Annotated in this window: 20 protein-coding genes; 11 read left to right on the top strand and 9 right to left on the bottom strand. The window is 72.1% G+C overall.

Annotated elements, in window-relative coordinates; genetic code table 11:
* Window positions 1–7 precede the first annotated feature (7 nt).
* From Asi03nite_RS09520 to surE, 5 genes are all read left to right on the top strand, one after another.
* Window positions 8–2,131, top strand: coding sequence for a HelD family protein (locus Asi03nite_RS09520; RefSeq protein WP_203678197.1), 2,124 nt, complete (start codon window positions 8–10; stop codon window positions 2,129–2,131).
* Between the two features lie 405 nt (window positions 2,132–2,536).
* Window positions 2,537–3,451, top strand: a complete 915-nt coding sequence (locus Asi03nite_RS09515; protein WP_203678196.1) for a cation diffusion facilitator family transporter — start codon at window positions 2,537–2,539, stop codon at window positions 3,449–3,451.
* Window positions 3,452–3,489: 38 nt separating this feature from the next.
* The gene (locus Asi03nite_RS09510; protein ID WP_203678195.1) at window positions 3,490–3,780 is read left to right on the top strand and encodes a hypothetical protein; all 291 of its coding nucleotides are present in this window, start codon (window positions 3,490–3,492) and stop codon (window positions 3,778–3,780) included.
* A 65-nt stretch (window positions 3,781–3,845) separates the two neighbouring features.
* Complete coding sequence (locus Asi03nite_RS09505; RefSeq protein ID WP_239102568.1) at window positions 3,846–4,781, top strand: 1-phosphofructokinase family hexose kinase; 936 nt, start codon at window positions 3,846–3,848, stop codon at window positions 4,779–4,781.
* Window positions 4,778–5,644 (top strand): 5'/3'-nucleotidase SurE, encoded by an 867-nt coding sequence (gene surE / locus Asi03nite_RS09500; RefSeq protein ID WP_203678194.1) that lies wholly within the window; start codon window positions 4,778–4,780, stop codon window positions 5,642–5,644. The genes Asi03nite_RS09505 and surE overlap by 4 nt, the downstream gene beginning before the upstream one ends.
* A 133-nt stretch (window positions 5,645–5,777) precedes the next feature.
* Here the strand turns inward: surE and Asi03nite_RS09495 are convergent, their stop codons facing one another.
* Entirely contained in the window at window positions 5,778–6,125 is a 348-nt protein-coding gene (locus Asi03nite_RS09495) for an STAS domain-containing protein (protein WP_203678193.1), read from the bottom strand.
* A gap of 297 nt (window positions 6,126–6,422) precedes the next feature.
* Here Asi03nite_RS09495 and Asi03nite_RS09490 point away from each other — a divergent pair, with 297 nt between their 5' ends.
* The 3 genes from Asi03nite_RS09490 to Asi03nite_RS09480 all read left to right on the top strand — a co-directional run bounded on the left by Asi03nite_RS09490 (window position 6,423) and on the right by Asi03nite_RS09480 (window position 9,647).
* Complete coding sequence (locus tag Asi03nite_RS09490) at window positions 6,423–6,980, top strand: hypothetical protein (protein ID WP_203678192.1); 558 nt, start codon at window positions 6,423–6,425, stop codon at window positions 6,978–6,980.
* Between the two features lie 192 nt (window positions 6,981–7,172).
* Window positions 7,173–8,588, top strand: a complete 1,416-nt coding sequence (locus Asi03nite_RS09485; RefSeq protein WP_203678191.1) for a protein kinase domain-containing protein — start codon at window positions 7,173–7,175, stop codon at window positions 8,586–8,588.
* Between the two features lie 435 nt (window positions 8,589–9,023).
* Window positions 9,024–9,647, top strand: a complete 624-nt coding sequence (locus Asi03nite_RS09480) for a hypothetical protein (RefSeq protein ID WP_203678190.1) — start codon at window positions 9,024–9,026, stop codon at window positions 9,645–9,647.
* A 45-nt stretch (window positions 9,648–9,692) separates the two neighbouring features.
* Here Asi03nite_RS09480 and Asi03nite_RS09475 read toward each other — a convergent pair whose 3' ends face one another.
* The 3 genes from Asi03nite_RS09475 to Asi03nite_RS09465 all read right to left on the bottom strand — a co-directional run bounded on the left by Asi03nite_RS09475 (window position 9,693) and on the right by Asi03nite_RS09465 (window position 14,644).
* Window positions 9,693–11,486, bottom strand: a complete 1,794-nt coding sequence (locus Asi03nite_RS09475; protein WP_203678189.1) for a bifunctional metallophosphatase/5'-nucleotidase — start codon at window positions 11,484–11,486, stop codon at window positions 9,693–9,695.
* Between the two features lie 115 nt (window positions 11,487–11,601).
* Complete coding sequence (gene argS, locus Asi03nite_RS09470; RefSeq protein WP_203678432.1) at window positions 11,602–13,248, bottom strand: arginine--tRNA ligase; 1,647 nt, start codon at window positions 13,246–13,248, stop codon at window positions 11,602–11,604.
* 175 nt (window positions 13,249–13,423) lie between these two features.
* The gene (locus Asi03nite_RS09465; RefSeq protein WP_203678430.1) at window positions 13,424–14,644 is read right to left on the bottom strand and encodes an MFS transporter; all 1,221 of its coding nucleotides are present in this window, start codon (window positions 14,642–14,644) and stop codon (window positions 13,424–13,426) included.
* A gap of 37 nt (window positions 14,645–14,681) precedes the next feature.
* On the opposite strand from Asi03nite_RS09465, the gene Asi03nite_RS09460 reads away from it, so the two are divergent.
* Window positions 14,682–15,143, top strand: a complete 462-nt coding sequence (locus tag Asi03nite_RS09460) for a protein-tyrosine phosphatase family protein (protein WP_203678188.1) — start codon at window positions 14,682–14,684, stop codon at window positions 15,141–15,143.
* A gap of 25 nt (window positions 15,144–15,168) precedes the next feature.
* Here the strand turns inward: Asi03nite_RS09460 and Asi03nite_RS09455 are convergent, their stop codons facing one another.
* The gene (locus Asi03nite_RS09455) at window positions 15,169–15,528 is read right to left on the bottom strand and encodes a hypothetical protein (RefSeq protein ID WP_203678187.1); all 360 of its coding nucleotides are present in this window, start codon (window positions 15,526–15,528) and stop codon (window positions 15,169–15,171) included.
* Window positions 15,525–16,712 (bottom strand): extracellular solute-binding protein, encoded by a 1,188-nt coding sequence (locus Asi03nite_RS09450; protein WP_203678186.1) that lies wholly within the window; start codon window positions 16,710–16,712, stop codon window positions 15,525–15,527. The genes Asi03nite_RS09455 and Asi03nite_RS09450 overlap by 4 nt, the downstream gene beginning before the upstream one ends.
* 266 nt (window positions 16,713–16,978) lie before the next feature.
* Between Asi03nite_RS09450 and Asi03nite_RS09445 the strand changes: the two genes are divergently transcribed.
* Window positions 16,979–18,244 (top strand): MFS transporter, encoded by a 1,266-nt coding sequence (locus Asi03nite_RS09445; protein WP_239102567.1) that lies wholly within the window; start codon window positions 16,979–16,981, stop codon window positions 18,242–18,244.
* A 128-nt stretch (window positions 18,245–18,372) separates the two neighbouring features.
* Here the strand turns inward: Asi03nite_RS09445 and Asi03nite_RS09440 are convergent, their stop codons facing one another.
* Entirely contained in the window at window positions 18,373–19,236 is an 864-nt protein-coding gene (locus tag Asi03nite_RS09440; protein ID WP_203678428.1) for a GDSL-type esterase/lipase family protein, read from the bottom strand.
* 268 nt (window positions 19,237–19,504) lie between these two features.
* A complete protein-coding gene (locus Asi03nite_RS09435) occupies window positions 19,505–20,776 on the bottom strand; it encodes a DUF7402 domain-containing protein (RefSeq protein WP_203678184.1) in 1,272 nt (423 codons plus the stop codon).
* A 207-nt stretch (window positions 20,777–20,983) separates the two neighbouring features.
* On the opposite strand from Asi03nite_RS09435, the gene Asi03nite_RS09430 reads away from it, so the two are divergent.
* The gene (locus Asi03nite_RS09430) at window positions 20,984–21,538 is read left to right on the top strand and encodes a hypothetical protein (protein ID WP_203678183.1); all 555 of its coding nucleotides are present in this window, start codon (window positions 20,984–20,986) and stop codon (window positions 21,536–21,538) included.
* A gap of 50 nt (window positions 21,539–21,588) precedes the next feature.
* Here Asi03nite_RS09430 and Asi03nite_RS09425 read toward each other — a convergent pair.
* A partial coding sequence (locus Asi03nite_RS09425; RefSeq protein WP_203678182.1) for a hypothetical protein occupies window positions 21,589–22,080 on the bottom strand: 492 nt, incomplete at its 5' end.

Below are 22,080 nucleotides of genomic sequence, written 5' to 3'. Positions count from 1 at the left end.
GACCGACTTGAGCGACGCCACCGTCCTGCAACAGGAGATCGCGGTCGAGCAGCAGCACGTGGACCGGGTCTACGCCCGTCTCGCCGAGCTGCGGGCACTCGCGTCCCGCGCCGAGAAGGAGGGCTATCAGCTCGCCGGAGTCGGCACCTTCGGAGCCCTGGTCGAGCGCGACGCGATGGTCTACCACGCGGCCCGCCGCCGACACGCCCTGGACACCGAGTACGAGGGGCTGGTCTTCGGCCGCCTCGACCAGAAGGACGGCGCCACCCACTACGTGGGCCGCATGGGCATCCGCGACGACAGTTCGAAACCGCTGGTCGTCGACTGGCGGGCGCCCGCCGCCGCGGCCTTCTACCAGGCCACCCCGGCCGAGCCGCTGGGCGTGATCCGGCGCCGGATGATCCAGTCCAGCCGGGAGAAGGTCACCGGCATCGAGGACGACCTGCTGGACCCGGAGTCGGCCCCGCCCGGGATGCGGGTGGTCGGCGACGGCGCCCTGCTGGCCAGCCTGGCCAAGGCGACCGGCCGCGGGATGCGCGACATCGTCGCCACCATCCAGCGCGAGCAGGACGAGGCGATCCGCTCCCCCGCCTCCGGGGTGACGATCGTGACCGGCGGCCCGGGCACCGGCAAGACCGCTGTGGCCCTGCACCGCGCCGCCTACCTGCTCTACTCCGACCGCAGCCGGTTCGCCGGCGGCGGCATCCTGGTGGTCGGCCCGTCCGGCGTCTTCGTGGAGTACATCGCCACCGTGCTGCCCTCGCTCGGCGAGGACACCGCGACGCTGCGCTCGCTCGGGTCGCTGGTGCCGGGCTGGGACGCGACCCGGGTGGACACCGGCGAGGTGGCCGCGATCAAGGGCTCGCTGCGGATGCGCCGGGTGCTGGAGCGGGCCTCGCACGACGCGGTCCCGGACGGTCCCACCGAGCTGCGCCTGCTCTACCGCGGCACGCTGCTGCGGGTGGACTCGGCCGGGCTGGACAAGATCCGCCGCGCCGCGCTGCCCCGGGGCGCGCGCCGCAACGAGGTTCGGGGGCACGGCTTCGACCGGCTCTTCGACGCGCTCTGGGCGCAGGCCCGGGATCAGAAGGTGGCCGGGCTGCCGGAGAAGCGCGAATTCGAGGCGGAGCTGGCCGACCGCTCCGATTTCCGGGAGTTCCTCAAGGCGTGGTGGCCGCGCTTCACCCCGTTGGGGGTGCTGCGGTGGCTGGCCGATCCGCGGCGGCTCCGGTCGTACGCCACCGGGGTCCTGTCCCGGGACGAGATCGAGACCCTGCAGGGCTCCTTCGACGCCCTGGCCGAGCACGGCCCGACGATCGCCGACGTGGCGCTGCTGGACGAGCTCGACGAGCTGATGGGCCGCCCGCGCCGGCCGCAGAAGAAGACGAAGAACCCCTTCCACGTACGGGACGGGATCCAGGAGGTCTCCACCTTCGCCGACCGTCAGGCCGCGCAGCGGGCCCAGCAGGTCCAGCGCGAGGAGGACTACCGGGACTACGCGCACGTCGTGGTCGACGAGTCGCAGGACGTCTCGCCGATGCAGTGGCGGATGATCGGCCGCCGCGGGCAGTACGCGTCCTGGACGATCGTCGGCGACCCGGCGCAGACCGCGTGGTCCGGCGACCCCGCCGAGCTGGACCGGGCCCGGGAGAAGGCGCTCGGCTCGCGCAAGCGCAACAGCTACGCGCTGACCACCAACTACCGGAACTCATCGGAGATCTTCGCGGTGGCGGCCGGGGTGATCCGGGCGATCCTGCCGGATCTGCCGCTGCCCTCGGCGGTCCGGTCCACCGGCGTCGACCCGGTGGACGTGGTGACCGCTCCCGGCGCGCTGCCGGCGACGGTCCGCGAGCTGACCGAGAAGCAGCTGGCCGACGTGGACGGGACGATCGGCGTGATCGCCCCGGTGCCGCGCCGGGACGAGACGGCCGGCTGGGTGGCCGGCCTGCCGGAACGCGTCCAGGTGGTGACCGCGCTGGAGGCCAAGGGCATGGAGTACGACGCGGTGGTGCTGGTCGAGCCGGGCGAGATCGCGGTGGACCGGGCCGGCGTCCGCACGCTGTACGTCGCGCTGTCCCGCGCCACGCAGCGCCTCACCACGGTCGGCACGAACCCCGGCTGGCATCCGTAGGCGACGTCCGGCCGGGCCGGGGCGCCGCACCCCGGCGGAGACGCCCCTGTGCCGGGCCGGCCCGGGGGTCCGCACCCCGGCGGAGACGCCCCTGTGCCGGGCCGGCCCGGGGGTCCGCACGCCGCTGCCGCGTGAGCCGGAGCAGGCGAACGGCCGGTCCCCGCGTCCTCCGGCCGGAGGCCGCTCGGCTGGGTGATTGTGCTGACCGGCGCGGGCGTCTTCGACGCCGCGGCCGGTTGGGCGGTTACGGTCACCGCGATAACGGCGCGGAGACGTTTCGCGGGGGTACGCCGCACGCACGTCGCCCCGATTCCCGCCCGCGGGAGCGAGTCGGACATCCGATTGCACATATTGCGATGTACGCATACCTTGGCGGCGGTCCGCTCGACGACGGAAGGTAAGAACATGGGAGCCGGTCACGATCACGGCGCCGGGGCGCTGCACGCCGGCGCCGGCCATCGCCGCCGCCTGTGGTGGGCCGGCGCGCTGCTCACCGGCTTCATGCTGGCGGAGGCGGCCGCCGCCGGGCTCACCGGCTCGCTGGCCCTGCTCTCCGACGCCGGCCACATGTTCACCGACGTGCTGGCGATCGCGATGACCCTGGCCGCGATCACCGCCGCCGGCCGGGCCCGGTCGGACTCCGGGCGCACCTTCGGGCTGTACCGCCTGGAGGTGCTCGCCGCGCTGGCCAACGCCGCCCTGCTGACCGCTGTGGCGATCGTCGTGGTGGTTCAGGCGGTGCGCCGGTTCACCGACCCGCCGGAGGTGCCGGCCGGCGCGATGCTGCTGGTCGCGATCGGTGGGCTGGTCGCCAACCTGGTGGCGTTCGCGCTGCTGCGCTCGGGCGCGAAGGAGAACATCGGGGTCCGCGGGGCGTACCTGGAGGTGCTCGGCGACCTGCTCGGCTCGGTCGGCGTGATCGTGGCCGCGGTGATCATCTGGCTCACCGGCTGGGCGTACGCGGACCCGATCGTCGCCGTCGTGGTGGCTCTGATGATCCTGCCCCGCACCTTCGCGCTGGGCCGCTCGGCGGTGCGCATCCTGGTCCAGGCGGCCCCGGAGCACGTGGACGTGGCAACGGTCCGGGAGCGGCTGGCCGCCGTGCCGGGCGTCTGCGATGTGCACGATCTGCACGTCTGGACGCTCACCGAGGGCATGGAGGTGGCGTCGGCGCACCTGAGCCTGGAACCGTCCGCCGAACTCGGCGACGTGCTGACCGAGGCGCGGGCGGCGCTGCACGACGACTTCGCCATCGAGCACGCCACGCTCCAGGTCGAGCCGGCCGGCGCGGGGAGGCACTGTACCCCGACCGGCTGGTGACTATGGCGATCATCACATCGACGATGGAGGATCGGTCCATGACCTCACCGGTGGTGCGCCAGCCCCGGGTGGTCCGGGACGGCGTCCGCGCCGCCTCCGGCCCCGGCTTCGCACAACGGGTGCGGGAACTGCCCGGCCCGCAGACGCGTGCCGAGCTCGCCGCCACCCGGGAACGCCTGGCGGCGGCGTGGATCCGGACCGGCGGGGACCGGTCCGCCGGTGATCTGGAGGCGGGCCGGTGGCGGATCCGGCTGGAGGAACTGCTGCGCGCCCGCCCGGATCCGAACCGCGCGGTGGTCGGGCTCACCGCCCGGGTCTTCGCGTTGTAGAACGGGGCTTCTGCTCTTTTTGCGATCACCCACGCCGGATGCGCAAAAAGATGAGAATGCGAGTCATGAGTGACGGCCGGGTCATGGTCTTCGCACCGGCTCCCCAGCTGACGGTGACCATCGAGCAACACCACGACGAGCCGGAGCTGCACGTGCACCCGGGCGGCCAGGGCATCTGGCAGACCCGGATGATCACGTCGCTCGGCTCCCAGGTGACGCTCTGCACGGCCGCCGGCGGCGAGGTCGGCCGGGTGCTGATCCCACTGATGGCCGGGCTCAGCGGGGTGACCATCCGGCTGGTGCCCCGCGACCACGGCACCGGTTGGTACGTGCACGACCGCCGCAGCGGCAGCCGCCAGGAGATCGCCGAGCGCCCCGGCGTTCCGCTCTCCCGCCACGAGCTGGACGAGCTCTACAACGTCACGCTGGCCGAGGGGCTGCGGGCGGGCATCGCGATCCTCAGCGGCCCGGCCCATCCCTCGGTGATCAAACCGGAGGTGTACGGACGGCTGGCCGCGGACCTGCGGGCGCACGGCTGCCAGGTGATCGCCGATCTGTGCGGCCGGTACCTGGAGGAGGTGCTGGCCGCCGGCCTGGACGTCGTCAAGATCAGTCACGAAGAGCTGATCAAGGACGGGCTGGTCACCGACGGCTCCACCGAAGAACTGGTCAACGCGCTGGTCAAGCTGAACAGCGAAGGCGCCGCGGCGGCCCTGGTGTCGCGGGCCGGCGACGGCGCGCTGGCCCTGATCGATGACGAGATCTACGAGGTCACGCTGCCCCGGCTGGCCGCCGCCGAACATCGCGGCGCCGGCGACTCGATGACCGCCGGAGTAGCCGCCACGCTGGCCGGCGGCGGATCGATGACCGAGGCGGTGCGCACCGGCGCGGCCGCCGGCGCCCTCAACGTCACCCGGCACGGCCTCGGCACCGGGCACGTCGACGCCGTCCGGGTACTTACCGAACGAGTCCGGCTGACCCCGATCAAGAAGGCATCATGACCGCGAACCCGGGCAACCACCGCCATATGAGGATCCTGATCACCAACGACGACGGCATCGAGGCGCCGGGCATCTGCTGGCTGGCCCGCGCGCTCGCGCACGCGGACTACGACGTGGTGGTCGCCGCCCCGCTCAGCGAGTCGAGCGGTAGCAGCGCCTCGGTCACAGCGGTGGTGCAGGACGGCAAGATCGTCTCCGAGCCACGCAGGATCAGCGGGGCCAAACAGATTCCGGCGTACGGGGTGGCCGCGTCCCCGGCGTACATCGTCCTGCTCGCCCTCCGGGAAGCCTTCGGCCCGGCGCCGGACCTGGTGGTCTCGGGCATCAACCGCGGCGCCAACGCCGGCGCCGCGGTGATCCACTCGGGCACCGTCGGCGCCACCCTGACCGCGTCCCAAGCCGGGCTGCGCGGCCTGGCCGTGTCGCTGGACGTGCTCACCCCGGCGCAGGCGACCGCGGCCAGCGGCGGCGCGGCGATCGACGCGATCCACAAGGCGGACGAGGAGAAGCATCACTGGGCCAGCGCCGCCGAGTTGGCGGTCCGGCTGATGCCGTCCCTGCTGCACACGCCGCCCGGAACGGTGTTCAACCTGAACGTGCCGGACCTGCACGTGGACGGGATCCGCGGCCTGAAGCAGGCGGCCCTGGCCCGATTCGGTCAGGTGCAGATGAGCATCGCCGAGGCCGGCGACGGTTACGTCCGCACCGCGGTCCAGGCCGCCGAGGAGGATTTGGACCCGGGGACCGACCTGGCCGCGCTGGCTGACAACTTCGCTGTGGTGACGCCGATCCGGGCCCCGCACGAGGACATCGGTATCCGGGTCAACGTGGACGGCGTCCGGATCCAGTCCCCGGCCATCTAGGGACGGTCCGGTGGGCGCAGAGCACGGCCCATGCGAAATGCCAGGTGAACGGCGCGCCCCTGGAACGCGAGCGCCGCCGCGCCCCGGTCAGGCGCCGCCCCCGCACGGTCCGGGCGCGGACAAGCCGAGGGAATCAGGCGCCGGACAGCGCGGCGTCCTCCTGGTGCGGCTGCGGGTTGCCGAACAGACCCAGGAGCCCGGTCACCCACAGCTGTTTGTGCGCGAACCGGCTGGGCCGGGTGACGACCACCTTGACACCACTGACACCGGCGAGCTGGAAAGCCGCCACCAGGGCGCTGATGCCGACGGAGTCGATGAAGGTCACGTGCTGCATGTTGAGCTCGATGCGCGCCGGAGAACCATCGAGCTGGGCTGCGACGGCTTCCCGGATCTCGTACGCGTTCTCGACGTCGATCTCGCCGCGGGGCGAGACCTCGACGGCGCCGTCAGCCAGCGTCGACGTCGTTATCGACAGCGTCACGCCTCTTCCCTCCACCCGCCCGGGGGCTCCGGGCGTTGTTCCTCGATAACGCGGGTTGTCCACGATCGCCCCGACGAGCAGGGCGGTTGAACTACCCCCGGAAGGTTCGGTGAAACTGACCGAAAGGTTAGGCCCCGAACCTGTTAGACAACTGAGTGGCCCCGTATGAGCCCGGTCAACACTACTGCGGGACGTCAAATCGTTTTGGAAACGTGATGACGTCCATACCGGACGTTTGCCGTTGACCCCAGCGGGGCAGGAATCGGAGTGCAAGGCGAGCGCAGGAGGTAACCGACGATGTTCGCGACGAGGAAGAACCAGGCCGAACGGACAGCCGCCCAGGCCTGGGAATATCTGTCGTCCGCCATGGCGGCCGCCGGGGAGACCGCGCGGGACGCCGGCACCAGGGCGGCGGGCACGGCCGGCCGGGCCGGCGCCAAGGCCGCCAGCACGGCCAGCAAGGCCGCCAACACGGCCGACGAGGCTGGCCGGCGAGGCCGCAAGCTGGCCACCAACGCGGGCAAGCGCGGCCATGAGCTGGCCACCAGCGCCAGCCGGCGCAGCCAGAAGCTGGCCGACAAGGCCAACAAGAAGGCCCGCACGGCGAGTAAGAAAGGTCACCGGGCCGCCGACGAGGCCTGGGCCCGAGCGAACGCCGCGGCGGACGCCCTGGCCGGCCGCAGACCGGGCCGCCCGTGGGGGCTGATCGCCGGTGTCGGTCTGCTCGGGCTGGCCGCCGGGTGGGCGGTCGCCACGACCGCCCGGGCCGCGCTGGAGCGGGAGGCCGAGAACGAGCAGCTCGAGCTGGCCGAGACCGCGGTGGTGGTCACCCCGGCGTACGGAGACAATCAATAAGGGTTTTTCCGAGGTCTCGACCCGACAGGGCATGGCGGCTGGCCGTCATGCCCTGTTCCGCTGTCGTTCAGCCATGTCACCAGGGCGGCCGCTGACCTCCCGTTGATCGGCCCGGCTCTGTACTCTTGAGCGGCGTTGCACACGATCGACTCGTCCAGCGGCCCGGCCGCCTGATCAGAAAAGGTCCACCTGGTGCTCAGTGCGGGACATCTCCTGGACAACCGCTACCGGTTGGACGAACGGATCGCGACCGGCGGCATGGGCGACGTGTGGCGCGGCACCGACGTGGTGCTGGGTCGCGTCGTCGCGGTGAAGGTGCTGCGCACCGCGATGCTGGACGACCCGGAGTTCGCCGCCCGGTTCTACGGCGAGGCCCGGATGATGGCCGCCTTCCGTCACCCGGGCGTGGTCGAGGTCTACGACTACGCCGAGGCCGGCGACGCCGGCGGCCCCGAGACCGTGGCGTACCTGGTGATGGCGTTCGTCGAGGGCGAGCCGCTGTCCAACCGGGTGAAGCAGGGCCCGATCCCGGTCACCGAGACCCTGTCGATCGTGGCACAGGCCGCCGACGCGCTGCACGCCGCGCACGAGGCCGGCATCGTGCACCGCGACATCAAGCCGGGCAACCTGATCGTGAAGCCGACCGGCGCGGTCATCCTGATCGACTTCGGCGTCGCCAGGTCCAACGCGATGACCAGCATGACCGGGCTCAACGCGATCGTCGGCACGGCTCTCTACATGGCCCCCGAGCAGGTCGCCAAGGGCAACCTCACGCCCGGGACGGACGTCTACGCGCTGGGCGCGGTGGCCTACCACTGCATCGCCGGCCGCCCGCCGTTCGACGGGGACAACGCGCTGCAGGTGGCCCTGCGCCACCTGGAGGACGAGCCCGACCCGCTGCCCGACCACGTGCCGTACGAGGTGCGCGAGCTGATCGCCCGCGCGATGGCCAAGCAGCCGGCCGACCGGTTCGCCACCGCTGCCGAGTTCGCCGAGGCGGCGTATGCCGCGGTCGGCACCCCGCAGGACTGGAAGCGCCTCACCGGCACCGCCATGATCGCGCCGAAGAGTCCGATGCCGGTCAGCCCGCCGCCGGCGCTGCCCACCCAGGCGCTGACCCGCCCACGGATGTCGCCGGCGCCCCCGCCGATGCCGGCGCCCGAGGTGGTGAGCACCGGAGCGCGCGGCCAGCGCGGCCTGATGATCGCCGTGATCGCGCTGTTCGTGCTGGCCGGCGGCCTGGGCGTGGCGTTCGCGCTGAACAACGCGAACAAGCCCGCCGACGCCAGCGACAACGGTAAGAGGAACCAGCCGGCGGTGATCGAGACCAGCGACGCGCCGTTCCCGGAGCAGTCCGAGGCCCCGGTGGTCGAGGGCCCCACGCACAAGCCGACAGGCACCAGGCGGACGTCGAAGCCGGCCCCCAGCACGACGATCTCGGCTCCGGTGTCGTCCGCGCCGCCCAGCGTCAAGCCGTCGTCGGCGCCGCCGTCGACGAAGCCGACGGACACCGAGACGAACGAGCCCGACCCGGGCACCACGACGACCACCCCGGCGAACGACCCCACCACGACGACCACCCCGGCGATTCCGGACCTGCAGGATTGACCCGCACGCCGGGTCTGGCCGCACGGTGTGACGACCGTGCCGGGTGTCGGAGACGCCGCGCACGGGGCGCGGCCACCCCGCGTCGGTCACCGGAGATCTGATCCCCCTTCACCCGCGTCCGCGGGAGTCGCCGGAGCGGTCCGGGATCGCGATCACCGGGTGGCCGCCGGCGCACCACAAGCCGGCCTGGCCGGGACGAGACGATCACCGCGCACGTTCCCGATCGGCGATGTCGGGGTGGGCGTCACACCCGCGAGGTGTAACCCGCACTGCCGCCCGGCGAGCTCGCCGACCGGCTCACCGAGGTGCAGCGCCACCGGCCGGCACCGGAATTGCAACCGGCGGCAACTGAATCCTCAACTGCTCCCGGCGGCGGCCGATGAAACCGGGCGGCACGGAAACCGCACCCGAGCCGCTACCGGGAAAGGCCGCAAGATGACCGTCCAGATGTCGCGCAACGAGTATCCCGTGTCGCCGCCGTGGGCCGCCGGCGCCGAGCCGGAGACAGCGGAGCTGGAGGTGCTGCCCTTCGGCGGTACGGTCCCGCCGTACGGCTCGCCGGACAACAAGCACGGCGCTCTGCTGGTCCGCTTCCCGCACGCGCTGCTCGGCGAGGCGCGGCCGCAGGCGCCGTCCTGGCGGCCGGTGGTGGCGTGGACGTTCTTCCTCAGCGTGCTGGGGGTGGTCTCGGCGATGCGGCGGTCCGGCCGGGCCAAGGCGTACGGCCGGGCCCGCGCCCCGTACTGGATCGCGTTCGGCATGACGCTGGTCGCTGGCGCCGCGTTCTGGTCGGCGCTGGTCTTGAACGTGGTGGTGCCGCTGCACCAGCAGCGGGTGGAGGACCGGGCGACGGCGGCGGTGCAGCAGAAGGTGCTCGGCGACGGCCGGATCGAGGCGGCCGTCGGCACCAGGGTGAAGACCGGTGGCTGCGCGCCGTCCGGTGACCGTGGCGCCGCCGGCCTGCGCCCCTACACCTGCACGTTCCAGCTGGCCGACGGGCGGTCCGCCTCGGTGACCATCGAGGCGGACACCCGCGGCAACTGGGAGACCTCCGACTGAGCCGGGCCGGCCGGAAGGCGGGCCCGGCCGGCCGGGAGGCGCCGGTCAGAAGGTGACCGGGACACCCTCGCGGACGAGCTGCCAGTTCCGGACGAAGAAGTCGGCCGGGTCGATCCGGCCCTTCGCCTGCGCCCAGTCGATCAGGAGCTGGCGGATCTCCTTCTGCTCGTTGTAGACCTGGGTCTTCACGATGCCCGGGAACGCTCCGCCGCCGGACCGGCGGTAGTTGTTGACGGCGACGACGAACTGCGCGTCGGGGGCCACCTCCACCCCGCCGATCTGCAGCCGGGTGATACGGCTGCCGATCGGCTTGCTGATGTCGATGTCGTAGTCGACGCCGGAGAGGATGTCGTAGTTGTAGTCCGGGACCGAGCTGTCGCTGATGTTCGCGACGTCGACCGGGGCGCCCACGGCCAGGGTCTTGAAGAACTTCGCCGAGTGCTCCAGGTACGCCCGCACCTCGGCGCCGGTCAGCACCACCGCTTCCAGGGTGTTGTCGTAGATGTAGAGGCCCGCGACGTCCTTGATCTTGACGTCGCCCTTCGGGAACACGGCGGTGCGGCTGAACGGCGCGGCGATCGAGAGGACTGGGAGGCTCGCGTACGGCGTGCCGGCCAGCGCCCGGGTCACCTCGTCGGTCTGCACCTTGTTGATGTAGTCGAGGATCGGGGTGTCCTCGTACCGCGAGCTGGCGGCGGAGAGCTCCCCGGTCGAGGCGGCGACCACCTGGTTGACGTACGCCACGGTCTTGTTGTGCTGGCTCCTCACCACGGCCAGCACCTTCGGGTCGGCCTCCACCGTGTTGGTGTTCAGCGTCGCCGACGCGGCGGCCGTGATCGTCCAGCGGCCGTGCTCGCGGACCAGGTCGAAGTCCATCCTGGTGACCCGCTGGCCCCACTTCGACGGCTCCGAGGTGAGCACCTGCCTACCGGTTCGGGTGTTGGTGACGAACCGCTGCGCGATCTCGGCGTGCGCGTGCCCGAACAGGATCGCGTCGATGCCCGGGACCTGCTGGGCGATCAGCGTCACCGGGTTCTCGTTGGGCAGCTCGTCGCCGTAGCTGGAGGCGCCGCTGTCGCCGCCGTGCGCCACCACGATCACCACGTCGGCGCCGCGGGCCCGGATCACCGGCACCCACTTGGCGGCGGTCTCCACCATGCCGAGGAAGTTCAGCTTGCCCTCGACGTTGCCCTTGTCCCAGATCGCCACGCCGGGGTTGGTCAGGCCGAGGATGCCGACGCGCAGCGTCGGCGCGTGCCTGCCGAGGGAGACCTTCTTGATGACGTACGGCGTGAACGCCGGCTTGCCGTTCCGGGCGCTCACCGCGTTGGCCGCCAGCGCCGGGAACCCGAGCTGCCGGATCCACAGGTTGAGCAGCGGCAGGCCGTAGTTGAACTCGTGGTTGCCGAGCACCACGGCGTCGTAGTTCAGCACGTTCATCGACTTGGCCATCGGGTGCTTCTCACCGGTCGTGGTGATCGGCTCCTGCTTGGCGTAGTACGTAGCCAGCGGCGTGCCCTGGATGGTGTCGCCGGCGTCGAGCACCAGCGTCCCGCCGGTCGCCTCCCGGCGCAGCTTGTTGATCAGCGCCGCGGCCTTGGCGACGCCGACGTCGTTGTGCGCCGAGTCGTCGTACTCGGCGTCCTTGTAGTAGTCCCAGTTGTAGACGTTGCCGTGCAGGTCCGAGGTGCCCAGCACGGTGAGGTGGTATGTCTCCGGGGGCTTCGGGTGGCCCTTGCCGCCGGCCTGCGCCGCGGCCGGGAAGGCGAGCGGCGTCGCGGCGGCGGCCGCCGAGACGGCCAGCACACCGCGCCGGGATACACCGTTGGGAAGCGTCATGGCGAACCTTTCGCAGTTTTCGATGCGCGCCTCGCGGGCGGCGCAACCAGAGCACCCTAACGGCCGATCGGGTCATCGGTCGATCAACGCCGGGTTGCCCGCCGATCACATTTCCTCAAATCTCCTCCGGCGCCTCGATACCCAGCAGGAACAACCCGGTGTGGAGGGTCCGCGCGGTCAGGTCGGCCAGCCCGAGCCGGCTCCTCCGCACCTCCTCGGTCGGCGCCCGCAGCACCGGGCACCGCTCGTAGAAGGCCGAGAACGCGGCGGCCACGTCGTGCAGGTGGACCGCGAGCCGGTGCGGTTCGGCCGAGCCGGCGGCGGCCCGCACGGCCGGCTCGAATCCGAGCAGCACGAGGGCGAGATCCCGTTCGGCCGGCTCGGTCACCGTGATCGTGCCCGCCGGGCGGCCGGCCCTCCGGAAGATCGACCGCACCCGGGCGTGCGCCATCTGCAGGTACGGACCGGTGTTCCCGGTGATCGCCAGCATCCGGTCGAGGTCGAAGACGTAGTCGCCGCGCCGGTCGCCAGAGAGGTCGGCGTACTTGATCGCGCCGATCCCGATCGCTGGCGCGGACGCCCGGCCGGCCGCCTCGTCCAGCAGCCCGGCCAGCTTGACCGTGTCCCCGGCCCGGGTCCTGAGCATCCTGCCGTCCGCGCCGAGGATCGAGCCGAACCCGATGTGCTCGGCGGTCACAACGTCCGGGAGCCAGCCGGCCGCCCGAGCCACCGCGAACACCATCTCGAAGTGGGTGCGCTGGGGGGCGCCGACCACGTAGAGCAGCCGCTGCCCGCCGAGAGCCCGGACCCGGTGCCGAATCGCGGCCAGGTCCGTCGCGGCGTACCCGTACCCGCCGTCGGCCTTGCGCACGATCAGCGGCAGCGCGACGCCGTCACGCCCGGTGAAGCCCGCCGGGAACACGCAGAGCGCGCCGTCGCTCTCGGTCAGCAGCCCCTTCTCCCCCAGCTCGGCCACGATGCCGTCGAGGTCGTCCTGGTAGCGGCTCTCGCCGGCGAAGTCGTCCGGGCCGAGCGTCACGCCGAGCCGCGCGTAGACGTCCAGGAAGTACCGCTCGGACCGGCTGACCAGCTCCCGCCACAGCTCCCGGGAGACCGGATCGCCGGACTGCAGCGCCACCACCCGCAGCCGGGCCCGCCTCCGGAAGTCGTCGTCGTTGTCGAACTTGACCCGGGCGGCCTGATAGAAGGCGGTCAGGTCGCTGATCGAGTGGTCGGCGTCGCCACCCCTGTCGATCAGGTGCTCGACCAGCATCCCGAACGGGGTGCCCCAGTCGCCCAAGTGGTTCACCCGAACCACGTCGTCGCCGAGCCACTCCAGCATCCGGGCCAGGGCGTCGCCGATGATCGTCGACCGCAGGTGGCCGACGTGCATCTCCTTTGCCACGTTAGGCCCGGAGTAGTCGATCACCACCCGGCGGGGCACGGTCGTCCGCGGGACGCCGAGCCGCCCGTCGGCGGCAGTCGCCCGCAGAGCCTCGTCCAGCGCGCTGCCGGAAACGGTCAGGTTCAAGAAGCCGGGACCGGAGACAGCGATCTCCGCGAGGCCGGCCAGGTCCGCTTTCGCGGCCACCTCGGCGGCGATCTCCCGGGGCGGCCGGCCCAACTCGCGGGCCAGCGCCAGCGGCGCGCCGGACTGGAAGTCGGCGTGCGGCGAGACCCGCACCGCCGGATCGACCGGATGCCCGGCGACCGCTTCGAGCGCGGGCGCCAGCCGGTCCTGCAGAAGAACTTCGAGATCCACGAGCAACCCCACATGTCGTACGAAACGAAGCGGGTCGACCGGAAACGGATCAGTCGCCGGCGGGATCGACCCGCCGGCGGAAAGCACAGATCAGCGGCGGCCCTGGGGACGCCCGCGTCGCCCGGTGACGAGCGGGGAGCTGAACGCGCTGTGCATGGCGTGACTATAGCCGGGCTCAGTCGTCGTGGGCGACGTGCTTCATCTGCGGCCAGAGCGCGACCAGGAAGACCAGCGCGCCCACGAACGCCACCCGGAACGGGGCCACCACGCCGTACCGCGAGGCCAGCACGCCGCCGAAGGCCGCGCCCGCCACCAGGCCGCCGTACACACAGATGACGTTGACCGCGCCGACCCGGCCCTGCAGGTGGGCCGGCACCGCCCGCTGCCGGATCGTGATCGCGGTGCTCCGCCAGACGAACTCGTGCACCCCGAACAGGAAGAAGGTCGGCAGCGCCACCCAGGGCGAACTGGTGACGCCGAGGACCAGGTGGGTGCCGGTCTCGATGATCAGGCCGATCCGCATCAGGTTGCCCAGGCTGATCCGGGCGGTGAGCCACCCGTACGCCACGGTGCCGAGGATCCCGCCGACCGCCCCGACCGTGGTGATCAGGCCGTAGCCGACCGCGCCCAGCCCGAGCCGCTCGCTCGCGTACAGCACCAGCATCGACCACGCCGCTCCGAACGCCAGGTTGAAGATCAGCACGATCAGGCAGAGCGTGCGGACCGCCGGGTGCCGCACCACCCAGCGCACCCCTTCCACCACGTCCCGGCGCACGCCGGCCGACGGCTCGTCCCGCCCGTGCGGCGGCAGCGCCATCCGGGCCACCAGCAGCGTCCCGGCGCAGAGCAGCAGCGCCTCGGCGAGCAGCGGCCAGGCTCGTCCGGCGGCGAACAGCGCGGCGCCGACCGGTGGTCCGGCCAACTGGTTCAGGGTGACGAAGCCGGCCTGCAGCCGGGCGTTGGCCAGTGCCAGGTCGTCCCGGGAGACCAGCATCGGGGCGAGCGTCCCGGCGGTGTTGTCGGCGAACACCTCGGCGGTGCTCAACAGTCCCAGGCCCAGCAGGGCGAGCTCCACCGACAGCCGGCCGGCGGCCAGCGTGCCGATCAGGGCGAGCAGCACCACGACCCGGACCGCGTTCGCGACCAGCAGGATCAGGCGCCGGTCGTGCCGGTCCGAGAGCACCCCGGCGTACAGGCCGCAGACCAGCGGCGGGGCCCAGGACAGCAGGGCGGCCAGCGAGATCCGGAACGGGTCGTCGGTGAGCGAGGCGACCAGCAGCGGGCCGGCCGCCGCGGAGATGCCGTCACCGAGGTTCGTCGCCCAGGACGAGGCGACCAGCCAGCGGAAACTCCGGCCGAGGCGTGGGGGCAGGACGGTCCGGACCAGAGGAGCAATCACAAGGGGTGCACCTTACGGAATAACATCCCGGACTGTGACCGAATTTGCGGGTTGGGATCCAGAAGCGGCGGGGGTGTTGCGGCTCCCGTCCGGGCGGCTGGTCCGGGGGCGGGGGCTGCGCGAGCCGATGCCGTCCGGGCATCCGCCCCGGTTCGGCGTCTACCTGCTGGGCTCGGCGCCGCCCGAGTTCGGGTGGGAGAGCCGCTGGGTGCGATGGGCGGATTTCTGGCTGCCGGCCGATCCGTCGTACGCCAAATCGGTCCTGCTCGAAGCCCTGCGCCGGGCGGACCGCGACCGGGTCGAGATCGCCTGCCGCGGCGGCCGCGGCCGCACCGGCACCGCGCTCGCCTGCCTCGCGGTCCTCGACGGCGTGCCGCCGGCCGAGGCGGTCGCCTACGTGCGCGAGCACTACCACCGCGGCGCGGTGGAGACCCCGTGGCAGCGGCGGTTCGTGGCGCGCTTCGGCGGCGTCACGCCCTCGCCGCAGGCCCGGTAGCCGGCCTCCTGGCATCCCCGCGACGCTAGCCGGACTCGTCCTTGGTGTCGACGGTCTTGGCGTCCTGGCTGGCCTTGTAGGACAGGTAGGTGAGGAAGGCCGAGACGCCGCCGAGCAGGGCCGCGATGACGCTGGCCAGCTGGTCGGCGAGATTGGGGCCGAGGCTGGCCATGCCGGCCACCGCCAGGGCCAGCAGCACCAGCAGGCCGAGGGCGACCGTCTGCGCCCGGCGATCCGGGTGCGTGCTGGTCGAGCGGGACGAGGCGCGGCGGTTGGCGACCAGCCAGACGGCCGCCTCGATCAGGATGATCGCGGCGGTCACGAAGACCGGGACCAGCCAGGCCTGCAGGCCGCTGTCGTCGTTCATCGCGAGGCTGGCGTTCATTGCAGGGCCCTCTGCATCCCCTCCACGAAGCCGTCGGTCAGCTCGACCCGGCGGTAGAGGTAGTCGTAGGTGTGCTGGCGGAACACCCGGGCGAAGTCGGCGTACCCGGCGTGCATCGGCCGCGGGTGGGCGTCCTCCACGGCGGACCGGACGATGTCCAGGTGCGGCACCGCGGCCCGCGCCTCCGGATCGTTGTACGCCTCCTGCGCGGTCGGCGCGAACCCGTAGGTGGCCAGCAGTTTCTGGGCCGGCATGCCGGTCAGGAAATGGATCACCGCCTGGGCCTCCTCCCGGTGCTCGCTGCTCTCGGCGATGGCCAGGCCCTGACCGCCGAGGATGCCGATCGGGAGCCGGCCGAGCCGGATCGCGACGGTGCCGGCCTTCTCCCGCTCTCCGCGGTCGATCGCCGGGTACCAGACCGGCCAGTTCCGCATGTAGCGCAGCGTGTCCTTGGTGAACGCCGCGTTGGTGTTCTCCTCGCCGGCCGCCGTCACGATCCGGTTGCCGCGCAGCGCCTCGGCCAGCGGCCGCAGCGCCCGCTGCCACTGGCCCAGGCTGGTGGAGACCACCCCCCGCTCGTCCAGGATGGTCCGGTCCTGGGCGAGGGCCTGCTCCAGCACGTTGATCACGAAGGCCTCGTCGGTGACCGACCCCTCGGTGTTCAGCTGGCCGGTGAACTGCCGGTTCCCGGCGATCACGGTGTCCAGCGTGGGCTCCGGGTCGGCGACCGTCTTGTCGGTGACCCGGCGGAACAGCATGCCCACGTCGGTGTTGAACGGGACCGCCCAGAGCTGTGCCGCGTCCTCCCGAACCTGGCTGACCCGCTGCACCGGCGGGAGCAGCGTGATGCCGTCGGGCGGCCGGAGCGGCGTGATCCGCTCCCGGGCGGCGAAGCGCGGGATGTGGATGACGTCCAGGTTGTAGATGTCGGCGGGGGTGCTGACGAACTTGTCGTACTGGTCCTGTGTGGAGCTGTTGACGGTCACCACCTCGACGGTCACGTCGGGGTGGAACCGGTTCCACAGATTGATCAGCAGGTTCCGGCCACCGGTGTTGTCCACCCCGGTGACCAGCGTGAGGGTCACCGGGGCGCGCCGCGTGAACAGGTAGCCCGCGGTACTGGAGAGCATCCCGGCGGTGAGCGCGCCGGCGATGAAGGATCGCCGTGAGTATAGGTCCGGCATGTGATTTACGTTACTCGATGCAAGCCATCGGGTGCGGCCCGTCACACGGAAACCGGGGGTCGATCGCCGGGAAGCCACACGGAGATCGGCAGCGGGCGCCCCGGGAGTCGGCGGCGCGGGCGGTGTCCGGACCCGGCCGGCGACGGTGGGGCCGGGCGCGCGGTCCCACCATGTGGGCCGGTTAGTTTGATCACTTACGTTGTCCCCGGCCCGGCCGCAGGCACAAGGCTGTAGGTGTGTGCGCAGCCTGTGGTCAGAACACCCATGTGCCGAAGCCGGAAACGCCCCGCCGGTTCGCGGCGTTGCGGAACAAGGACTGCCGGCCGTATCTGTTCGGAGCGGCCCTGGCGATGATGGCCGACAACATCGAGCACGTGGTCACGTACTGGGTGCTGTGGGAGAAGTTCCACTCGCCGGCGCTCTCCGGCTTCCAGGTGATCAGTCACTGGGTGCCGTTCCTGTTCCTGTCGGTCTGGTTCGGCTCGCTCGCCGACCGCTACGACTGCCGCCGGGTGATCCAGGCCGCACAGGTGCTGTTCATGCTGGTCTCGGCGGCCTGGGGGGTGCTGTTCCTGACCGGCACGCTGCAGATCTGGCACGCCTGCGTGCTGCTGGTGCTGCACGGCGTCGCGGGCGCGCTGTGGGGTCCCGGCGAACAGCTGATGCTGCACGACTTCGTCGGCGACGACGAGCTGCCCAGCGCGGTCCGGCTCAACGCCACGTTCCGCAGCCTCGGGGTGCTCTTCGGGCCGGCGGTCGGCTCGGCCCTGCTGCTCGGCCTCGGCCCGACCTGGGGCATCTTCGCGAACATCGCGTTCTACCTGCCGCTCACGCTGTTCCTGTTCCGCACCCGGTTCACCGGGCACAGCCGGGACGGCGGCGTCCCCCGGCAGCGGCAACGCGTCGGGATCATGGATTCGGTCCGGGTGCTGCGGAAGGTACGCGCCGACCACACCCTGGTCAGCATGATCATCCTGGGTGGGCTGGGGTCGTTCTTCGTCGGCGCGTCCCTGCAGTCGGCGATGCCGCTCTTCGCGCAGGATCTGGGCAGCGGGAGCGCCGGTACGGCGTACGGCGTCCTGCTCTTCGCCAACGGCGCCGGAGGCGTCCTGGGCGGCCTGGTCCTGGAGGCGACCGGATGGATCCGGCCCACGGTGATCTCCGCGGTGATCAGCACCGGTCTCTACGGGTTGTTCACGCTCTGCTTCGCGGTCACCCCGAGCTATCTGCTGGCGGTGATCCTGCTGGTCGCGGGCGGGGTGGCGAACCTGGCGTCGATGTCGGTGGGGCAGACCGTGGTCCAGCTGATGGCGCCGCCGGCCGACCGGGGCCGGGTGATCGGCGTGTACGGGATGTCCGCGAACGGCCTGCGCTTCGGCAGCGGCGTGACGGTCGGCCTGTTCGGCGCGATCGTCGGGATCCACTGGTCGCTCGGGCTGAGCGCGGCGGCCCTCTGCGTGGGCACGCTGCTGGCCTGGTGGTACGCGAGGTCCGCCGCGCGGCGGGCCACGCTGCCGACCGCCGGCGCGTGACCGTCCGCTCCCGGACCCGGCGGGTGGGCCCGCGCTCAGCCGCCGCGGGCAGCGGCGCGGCGCGGGGACCGGACGTGCGCCCGGGAAGGAACCTCAGGTAGTCCGCGCCGGATGGACGGCGCCCGGCGTCACCAGGTGAAGCGGTCCGGATACGTGGCCTCGGCCAGCGCGTTCTGGCCCTTGAGGTTGGGGTGGAAGAAGTCGAACGTGTTGACCAGGTCGAGGTCGAAGCGGACGTCGTGCACCCGGCCGCCGTCCCAGCGGCACCGGCTGCCGTACGCCTCGCACGCCTCGCGCAGCTCGCCGTCGTACGCGTCGATCCGGTCCCGCACCGCGCGCCGCCGCTTCTCGGCGGCGCCGGCCGTGGAGGTCGGGTCGGCCAGCATCGACTGGCAGATCTTGCCCGCGTTCCAGGCCCGGACCACCTCGGCGTCGTCCCGGCCGACCCGCCACAGCCGGTACAGGTCCGGGATGCTGACCACCAGCACCCGCGCCTTGGGCAGGCCCCTCCTCAGCCGCGCCAGCCCCCGGTCCACCGCGGCGCGAAACGCCGGGACCGAGGTCATCGCGCCGGCCGACGGAGCGCAGGCGTCGTTCGCCCCGATCAGCACGGTCACGTAGGCGACCTTCGCCTCGACCGCCCGCGTCGCCTGCGCGGCCAGGCCGTCGGCCTCGGCGCCGGGCACCGCGAAGTTGTGCACATTGCCCTTGATCTTGGAGTTCTTCGCCAGGATCCGCCGGTAGTGGCTCTCCACGTCGCCGTCGGCGCCGGTGGACCAGGAGTTCCGGCTGCACGCCAGGTACGCCAGGCAGCTGCCCACCCCGGCGGTGATCGAGTCGCCGAGCGCGGCCATCGACGACGGGTACCCCTGGGCCGGTGGCCGGGTCCGGGGCTTCGTCGCCTCCGGGTCGGCCGCGCCGGCCCCGCCCTCGCAGGCCAGCGCCAGGACGGCGAGCAGACTCAGCACGACGAGGTGCCAGCGGCGCGGCATGATTCCCCCGAAAATGACCGACAGCAACGACTCCGGCACGATATGCCATCAACGCCCCGCCCGTCACGTAACCGGGAATGCCGGAAAATCGCTTACCCCCCACGCCTGTGAATCCCGACAGCGCGCGCTTGCCGCGGCCGCCCAGGAACGCCTTCGCGACGCTCAGCTCGGACGTGCGGCCCGTCGCCTCCCGGCCGGGCCGGGGGCGCCTCGTCCCGCGGGCGGGCCGGGCGGCGGTGCTTCGACTGCCCGCCGGGCCCGCGACGTCTCATGTCGCCGGTGGGCCGGCGGTGATGGTCCGGATCTCGGCGAGGCCGGTGTTCCGGGTGCCGGCGGAGACCTTGGTGACGACGAACCGCAGGCTGGTCACCGTCTTCGGGGCGAAGCGCACGATCAGCGGCTTGCCGTCGTCGGGCAGCGGGCCGACCGGGATCGTGCTGCCGTCGGAGAAGCGGAGCAGACCGCCGGTGATCCGGTCACTGGGGTTCGGCCGGTCGTGGAGCACGACCGCGCCGATCCGCTGCGGCGCCGGCCAGACCAGGCGCAGCCAGGCGCCTTCCCGCTCGCCAGCGGTCGCCCACTCGCCGATCAGGTCGGCGCCGAGCCGGCCGTCCACCGCCTTGGCCGGCACCTGCACGGTCGCGCCGTTCCCGGAGGACGCGGTGACCCGGGCCTGCGCGGCCACGTTGCGCCCGGGGCCGGCCGGCGCGGGGACCGCCACGTCGCGCCGGGCGTAGGCGCCGTAGTTCCCGCGGCCGCACCAGTCCATGCTCTGGCAGACCACCGGGTCGTGCGGGGCGTAGGTGAGGAAGTAGTGCAGCTTGAGGTCGTACTGGGCGGCGGTCAGGTTGGCGGGCCGCCGCGCCACCGGATAGCCGAGGTGCCCGATGGTCCGGTGGGGGACGTGGTAACGCTGCTGCGCGGCCCAGGTGAAATAGGCGGTGGTGTGGTGGTCGTCGTGGTCGCCGTCGCCGTAGGCGTTGTGGAAGTCGAGGGTCCGGATCACCCGCGGCCGGTACGCGTCGAGCATCGCGACCAGCACGCCGAGCAGCGACGACCGGGTGTACGCCTGCTCGCTGCCGAGCGTGCGCACCCGTGCCGCCGGATCGAGCCAGAGCATCTGCAGGGTCTGGTCCGGCCAGCCGCCGACCCGGTCGGGCAGCCGCAGGAACAGCAGCCTGACCGGGGCGTCGGCGAGGGTGGCGCGGTGCACGTCGTACCCCCGGATGGTCTGGGTGTCCTCGATCCAGCGCGCCGGGCGGGCGGCCATCCGGGCATAGACCGCCATCTCCCCCAGCTCGCGGCCGCGCCAGTAGGCCTTGCCGCGGGCGGCGTCGCCCGAGGTGATGTAGACAGTCGTGACGCAGCGCCCGGCGAGGATGTCCTCGCTGATCTCCGGGTTGACGAAGAGCAGGTCGTCGTCCTCGTGCGCGACGACCGTCATGGCCGCCTCGCACGCCTCGGTTCCCGCGGTCGCGGGGGTCGCCATGGTGGTGGTCACCAGGGCGACGACGGACACCACTGCCCGGGTCCAGCGCACGATGATCCCCTTTCGTCCCCTTGACATCGGTCCGGCGCCGGGATGGGTGACGGGCTGTCATGTCCGCAAGATGAATCATTGGCTGGATGAAGTTACGTTCTATTTGCAAAGACTTGCAAAGCCGCGAGCTCGCCCTAGGCTGAGGCTGCCCTGTCCAAAGAGGATGGATCCGGCTTGCCGGACATCACCAGATCTCTCAGGAGAGCCATGCGTTCGCTCAGCAAGGTGTTGCTCGCCCTGATCGCCGCGGCCGCCGGAGCGCTCACGGCGGCCGGCCCGGCCGCCGCGGCCTCGACGCCCCACCAGCTCGGCGGTCTCGACCTCGGCGCCTACTGCCGCTCGATCGGGTATCCGGACGCCGCGCTGACCGGCTCCACCGCCTACGACTGGCACTGCGTGGCCGGCGACGGCAGCCGGCACGACCTGACCCTCGAGGCGGCCTGCCGCTGGACCTACAGCACCGACGAGGCGGTGGACCGGATCGGCAGCTTCACCGACCCCACGTCGGTACGGTGCTGGCGGGTCACCTCGGCGACCGTGTCACCGGCGATCGACGACTACTGCGTCTCCACCGGCCACAGCGCGGCCGCGCTGCTCGGCGGCACGGTCTACGACTGGCGCTGCGTCAACTACAGCCGGGTCGACCCGGTCTACTTCGACGTCAGCCTGCCCGAGGTGTGCCGGTACACGGCCGGCGGCGCCGCGACGATCGACCGCTTCCGCGACTTCTACGACGCCCGCTCCTGGCAGTGCCGCGTCTGACGGGACGAGTCCCGGGGTTGCGCGGTCCGCGCAACCCCGGTTCCGTACGTTCAGGCGGTGGGCGCGGCCGGCTCGTCGTCGGGCAGCCGGGACAGGATCTCGCGGGTGTTGTTGCGGGTCTCGACCAGGATCGTGCCGGCCGCGGCCTGCGCCGTGTCCCGGCCGAACGTGTCGTCCCAGGCGGACGAGGCCTGCTCGAGCTGCGGCTTCAGCTTCGCGTAGACAGCGTTGGCGATCTTCTCGATGTCTTCGGGGGTCACGACGTCCTCCAGGGGCCAGGGTGCGGTTGACGTGTTTCCGGTGTGGTCGTGGCGCGCGCTGAAGTGCGCGTGGCCGGTGTGCGGATCGCTGGAACCGGTGTAGGACCGCCAGGTCCAGCCGCGCGTGCGCGAGGCGATCCGGCGGTTCCAGATGATGTATTCCAGCCGGGAGTCGCCCCGCAGCCGTTCCACCAGGGTGTTGAACGGCATCGGCCACGGTCCGGTCGAGTCGATGTCGATCGCGAGCACCCGGCCGGCGCTGTCCGGGTTGTGGTCCGAGGC

This window comes from Actinoplanes siamensis (assembly GCF_016862395.1).
GTDB lineage: Bacteria > Actinomycetota > Actinomycetes > Mycobacteriales > Micromonosporaceae > Actinoplanes > Actinoplanes siamensis.
This window is presented reverse-complemented; position numbering and strand designations above follow the sequence as displayed.